The 5,873-nt window shown below is 73.9% G+C and carries 5 protein-coding genes and 1 pseudogene; 5 read left to right on the top strand and 1 reads right to left on the bottom strand.

Annotation, left to right across the window (positions count from 1 at the left end; genetic code table 11):
* Positions 1-339, bottom strand: a pseudogene (locus ACXJKL_RS12495) (FMN-binding glutamate synthase family protein); the annotation flags it as partial.
* 137 nt (positions 340-476) lie between these two features.
* On the opposite strand from ACXJKL_RS12495, the gene ACXJKL_RS12500 reads away from it, so the two are divergent.
* From ACXJKL_RS12500 to ACXJKL_RS12520, 5 genes are all read left to right on the top strand, one after another.
* Positions 477-1,667, top strand: a complete 1,191-nt coding sequence (locus ACXJKL_RS12500; RefSeq protein ID WP_457207371.1) for an alpha/beta fold hydrolase — start codon at positions 477-479, stop codon at positions 1,665-1,667.
* 56 nt (positions 1,668-1,723) lie between these two features.
* Complete coding sequence (locus ACXJKL_RS12505) at positions 1,724-3,067, top strand: MFS transporter (protein ID WP_457207372.1); 1,344 nt, start codon at positions 1,724-1,726, stop codon at positions 3,065-3,067.
* Positions 3,064-4,497 (top strand): pyridoxal phosphate-dependent decarboxylase family protein, encoded by a 1,434-nt coding sequence (locus ACXJKL_RS12510; RefSeq protein ID WP_457207373.1) that lies wholly within the window; start codon positions 3,064-3,066, stop codon positions 4,495-4,497. The genes ACXJKL_RS12505 and ACXJKL_RS12510 overlap by 4 nt, the downstream gene beginning before the upstream one ends.
* Before the next feature lie 85 nt (positions 4,498-4,582).
* Positions 4,583-5,272 carry a uracil-DNA glycosylase gene (locus ACXJKL_RS12515; RefSeq protein ID WP_457207374.1) on the top strand — a complete coding sequence of 230 codons (690 nt, stop codon included), beginning with the start codon at positions 4,583-4,585 and terminating at the stop codon, positions 5,270-5,272.
* A gap of 96 nt (positions 5,273-5,368) precedes the next feature.
* A partial coding sequence (locus ACXJKL_RS12520) for a dioxygenase family protein (protein ID WP_457207375.1) occupies positions 5,369-5,873 on the top strand: 505 nt, incomplete at its 3' end.

Genomic DNA, 5,873 nt, shown 5'->3' on the forward strand with positions numbered 1-5,873 from the left:
GGGCAGGGTCGCCGCGCCCGGACCCATGAACGTGCGGTGCTTGATGATCGGGTAGCCCTCGACGTGCTCCATGTCGTTGTCGGTGCCGAACCCGAAGTAGTTGTTCTCCAGCTTGGAGCTGGCGTAGATCCAGCTGCGCTGGTCGCGGCTGAAGGGCCGCTCCTCGTCGTTGCTGGTGACGATGTACTGCCGCAGCTCGGGGCCGAAGCGCTCGAGGAAGAAGCGCAGGTGGCCGACGACCGGGAAGTTGCGGAGGATGGCGTGCCGACGCTGGGTGACGTCGTGCACGACGGTGCCGGCGACGGCGGCCGCCCCGAGGGCGGCGAGGTTCCACTTCATGGTGTCGTGTCTAGCGGGGCCCCGTCCCGGGGGCAACATCCCTCGGGGCGACATCCCGCCGGCCATCCCCGGCCATCCCCCCGGCCATCCCCCCGGACATCCCCCCGGACATGGTGACCCGGCGTATCTTTCGCCCCATGGACCTCCTCCCACCGAAGCCGGACCAGCTGGTCGCGGCGGCGGGCAACGTCGCCCACAAGGTGCTGTACGGCGGACTCGCCGACCTCCGGCCCATGCCGCGCACGCTGATCGACGACGGCGAGCTGCGCGAGGTCTACCACTACCGGCCCGCGGCCGCGGTGCGCGAGTCGGGCGACCCGGTCCTGCTCGTGACCCCGCTGGCGGCGCCCGCCCTGTGCTACGACCTCCGGCGGGGCTGCTCCCTGGTGGAGCACTTCATCTCCCTCGGCAGGCGTACCTACCTCGTGGAGTACGGCCAGGTCTCCTTCCGCAACCGCAACCTCGGCATGGAGCACTGGGTCGACGAGGTCCTGCCCCGAGCGATCCGCGAGGTCTCGGCGCACGCCGGCGGCCGACCGGTGCACGTGGTCGGCTGGAGCCTCGGCGGCATCTTCGCCATGCTCACCGCCGCCGACCAGCCCGACCTGCCCATCGCCTCCCTCACCGTCCTCGGCTCCCCGGTCGACGTGAAGAAGGTGCCGCTCGTGGCGCCGGTGCGACCGCTCCTGAACCTCACCGACGGGAGAGGCCTGCTGACCCGCACCTACCGGGTCCTGGGCGGGGTCCCCCAGCCGCTGGTCAACTGGGTGTTCACGGCCGCCTCGGCGCAGAAGGTCGTCACCAAGCCGATGGCGGTGCTGACGCACCTCGACGACGCCGACTACCTGGCGSAGCTCGAGGCGGTCGACCGCTTCACGTCCAACATGATCGCCTACCCCGGCCGGACCTTCGGGCAGCTCTACCACCGCTTCGTCAAGAGCAACTCGCTCGCTCGGGGCGCCATGCAGCTCGGCGACCGGAGCATCGAGCTGTCGGCCATCACGGCGCCCGTCCTCGTCTTCGGCGGGGCGAACGACGGCATCGCACCCGTGGCCGCCGTACGACCGGTGCTGCCACTCCTGAGCGGCGCGCGCGAGGCGCGCTTCGAGATCGTCCCCGGCGGGCACCTCGGCATGCTGACCGGCCGCGCCGCGCGGGGCTCCACCTGGCGGGTCATGGACGAGTGGATCGAGCAGTGGTCCAGCGACGACCCCACGCGCCGTACCAAGACGTCGGCGAGGAAGAAGACAGCACCGTCCGCCGACACCATCGGCGCCAACCCCGACCGGCGCTACGGATCGGGCGGCTCGCGGGCGCTCCGCAGCTGACGGGCGCTCAGGCAATCACCGGCTGCCCGGTGAGTGCAAGGCCCTAGAGTCACGCCATGGCTGAGACCCGCGCCCTGCCGCGCAGCGTGCGCTGGGGCTACGGGTCCGGCTCGGTCGCCACCGGCGCCTTCGGCACGGTGCCCGGCCTGATGCTGCTGCCCTACCTCACCGACACGCTCGGCATCGCGGCCCTGTGGGCCGGCCTGATCGTCTTCGCGCCCAAGGCGTGGGACGTGCTGCTCAACCCGGTCGCCGGGCGGATCAGCGACCGCACCGTCGACCCCGCGGGGCCACGTCGGCCCTGGCTGCTGCGGGCGGGGGTGATGCTGGCGGGCGCGTTCGCGCTGATCTTCGCCGGGCCCGACCTGGACTCGCGCGTGCTCGAGGCGGGCTGGGTGCTGGTCTTCTTCGTGCTGGCCGCGACGGCGTACGCCTTCTTCCAGGTGCCGTACGTCGCGATGCCTGCCGAGATCACGTCGTCGTACGACGAGCGGACCCGGCTGATGACCGCCCGCGTCGCGATCCTCGCCTTCACCATCATGCTGGCCGGGGCGACGGCGCCGGTGATCCGCGACGCGGTCGGCGGCCGCGCCGGCTACCGGGTGATGGGCGTGGTGATGGCGGTGCTCATCGCCGTGGGGGTGGTCGCGGCGTACGTCGGGACCCGGCGCGCGCCGATCGGGGCCGTCGCCGCGGGCGCCGGCTCGCTGCGCGAGCAGCTGCGGATCGTGGGCCACGCCCGCGACTTCCGGCGGCTGCTGACCACCTTCGTCCTCCAGGCCCTGGCCACCGGCTGCATGCTCGCCGGCGTCGACTACCTCGCGACCGACGTGCTCGGGCGGACCGGCGCCTCGACGATCCTCTTCGTGTGCTTCGTCGGCCCGGCGCTGGTGCTGACGCCGCTGTGGGCCCGGTACGGCGCCCGGGTCGGCAAGCAGCGCGGGTACGTCGTCTCGTCGCTGGTGCTGGCCACCGGAGCGGCCCTCGCCGTGCTGGCGCCGTACGCACCGGTGGGGGTGACCTTCGCGGCGACCGGGCTCGTCGGCGTGGGCTACGCCGGCTGCCAGGTCTTCCCGATGGCGATGCTGCCGGACGCCGCCGCGACCGACGCCGCCCGGACGGGCGAGAACCGCGCCGGCGTCTACACCGGGGTGTGGACCGCCGGGGAGACCCTCGGGCTCGCGCTGGGCCCGGCCGTCTTCGCCGTCGTCCTCGCCCTCGGCGGCTACGTCTCCTCCGAGGGCGGCGACGTCACCCAGCCCGACTCCGCGGTCACCGCGATCACCCTCGGGTTCTCGCTGCTGCCCGCCGCCCTGGTCCTGCTCAGCCTGCTGTGGCTGCGGCGCTACACCCTCGATGCGGACGCCGTCGCCCGCGCGATCACGGAGGCCCCCGCATGAATCCCCTCGACGAGATCCGCGAGCGCCTGGGCGCGATGCAGGCGGGCGACCTGCCGGTCCACGGCGGCCGCACCCTCGCCTACGTGTACGACGGCGGCGACGCCGAGGTGGACCGGATCGGTCGCGAGGCGGTGGCGGCGTACGCCGGGTCCAACGCCCTCGACCCGACCGCCTTCCCCAGCCTGCTGCGGATGGAGAACGAGCTCGTCGGGGTCGCCTGCGGGCTCCTCGACGCCCCGGCCTCCGCGGTCGGCACCGTGACCTCCGGGGGCACCGAGTCGATCCTGCTGGCGGTGCAGGGCGCGCGGGACTCCCGGCCCGACGTCGAGCGGCCGACGATGGTGCTGCCCTCCACGGCGCACGCGGCGTTCCACAAGGCGGCCCACTACTTCGGCGTCGAGGCGGTGCTGGTGCCGGTCGGCGAGGACTTCCGCGCCGACCCGGCCGCGAKGGCCGCGGCCATCGACGACCGCACGGTGCTCGTGGTGGCCAGCGCCCCGTCGTACGCCCACGGCGTCGTGGACCCGGTGACCGAGATCGCCACGGCCGCCGCGGCCGCCGGGGTGCGCTGCCACGTGGACGCGTGCATCGGCGGGTGGGTGCTGCCGTACGCCGCCCGGCTGGGGAGGCCGGTGACGCCGTGGACGTTCGCCGTCGCGGGCGTCACCTCGATCAGCGTGGACACCCACAAGTACGCCTACGCCCCGAAGGGCACCTCCCTGCTGCTGCACCGCGACGCGTCGCTGCGCAGGCCGCAGTTCTTCGCCTCCGCCGCGTGGCCGGGCTACACGATGCTCAACCAGACCACCCAGTCCACCCGCTCCGGCGGGCCGATCGCCGGCACCTGGGCGGTGGTCACCGCGATCGGGGACGAGGGCTACCTGCGGCTGGCCGGTCGGGTCTTCGAGGCGGTCGACCGGATCGTCGCCGCGATCGGGGCCGTGCCCGCGCTGCGCGTCGTCGTACCCCCCGAGTCCACGCTCGTGGCACTGGCCACCGACGACTCGTGCGACCCGTTCACGCTCACCGACGAGATGCTCGCGCGGGGCTGGTACGTCCAGCCGCAGCTGTCGTACGCCGGCCGGCCGGCCAGCGTGCACCTCTCGGTGAGCGCGGCCACCCTCGCCGGACTGGACGACTTCACGCGTGCCCTGCGTGAGTCGGTCGCCGCCGCGCAGGCGGCCGGACCGGTGGCGGTCGACGCCGGGGTCGTGGCCTTCATCGAGTCGCTCGACCCGGCCACGCTCGGCGACGACGACTTCGACGGCCTGCTGGCCGCGTCCGGGCTGGTGGGCGAGTCCGCGGACGGGTCGCTCGCCCTGCCGGAGCGGATGGCCGAGGTCAACGCGATGCTCGACGTGGCGGCCCCGGCGATGCGCGAGGCACTGCTGGTCGCCTTCCTGGACCGGCTGTCGCGGCCGGTGCGCTGAGGCCGGCCGGTCACGGACCCCACCGGTCACGGCCACCGCCGGTCACGGCCACCGCCGGTCACGGCCACCGGCTAGCGTCGCCCGCGTGACGACGTTGCAGGCACTGGTGGACGCCGGACACGTGGCGGACGACTGGGCGCGGGCCCTGGCGCCGGTGGAGCCGAGGATCGAGGCGATGGGCCGCTTCCTGCGCGAGGAGATCGCCGCCGGGCGGGGCTACCTGCCGGACGGCGACCACGTGCTCCGGGCCTTCCAGCGCCCGTTGGCCGACGTACGGGTGCTGGTCGTCGGTCAGGACCCCTACCCGACGCCCGGCCACCCGATCGGGCTCTCCTTCGCGGTGGCGCCCGACGTGCGGCCGGTGCCGCGGTCGCTGGCCAACATCTACGCCGAGCTCGAGGCCGACCTCGGGATCGCGCGGGCCCCGCACGGCGACCTCACCGCCTGGGCCGACCAGGGGGTGATGCTGCTCAACCGGGTCCTCACCGTCACCCCCGGGCAGGCCGCGTCGCACCGGGGCCGCGGCTGGGAGGAGGTCACCGAGCGGGCGATCCGCGTGCTGGCCGAGCGGGGCGGGCCGTTGGTGGCCGTCCTGTGGGGTCGCGACGCGCAGTCGCTCAAACCGATGCTGGGGCCGATCCCCTGGGTCGAGTCCGCCCACCCGTCGCCCCTCTCCGCGTCCCGGGGCTTCTTCGGCTCGCGGCCCTTCTCCCGCGTCGACCGGCTCCTGGCGGAGCAGGGCGGGTCGCCGGTGGACTGGGCCCTCCCGGGGTAGTCCGTGACGAATGGCACCCTCCGGGGGCACGATCAGGGTCCGAACGTCACGGACTACCCCCGACACCCGACGGCACCTAGGTGAAAGTTGAACCGGATGGCTGACACGACGACCCGGATGCCCGCGCTGTACATCGGTCACGGGGCTCCGCCGCTGCTCGACGACCCGACCTGGTCCGGGCAGCTCGCCGCGTGGGCCGGCGACCTGCCCCGCCCGACGGCGATCCTCATCGTGAGCGCCCACTGGGAGTCCGCGCCGGTGAGCCTCAGCGCGAGCGGGGCTCCGCTCGTCTACGACTTCGGCGGCTTCGACGCGAAGTACTACCGGATGACGTACGAGACCCCCGACGCCACCGCGCTGGCTCGGCGCATCGCCGGGCTGATGCCGCCGAGCGAGCCGGTCCACCAGCACGCCGAGCGGGGTCTCGACCACGGGGCGTGGGTGCCCCTGCGGATCATGTACCCCGAGGCCGACGTACCGGTCCTGCAGATGTCGCTGCCGACCCAGGACCCGGCCCGGTTGATGAGGCTCGGCGAGCGCCTGCGGCCGCTGCGCGACGAGGGCGTGCTGATCATCGGCTCCGGCTTCCTCACCCACGGCC

The organism is Nocardioides sp. P5_C9_2 (assembly GCF_054049555.1).

Coding starts and splice junctions, on each gene's coding strand:
- ACXJKL_RS12505 (WP_457207372.1), top strand. CDS start 1,724: ATGGCTGAGACCCGCGCCCTGCCGCGCAGCGTGCGCTGGGGCTACGGG.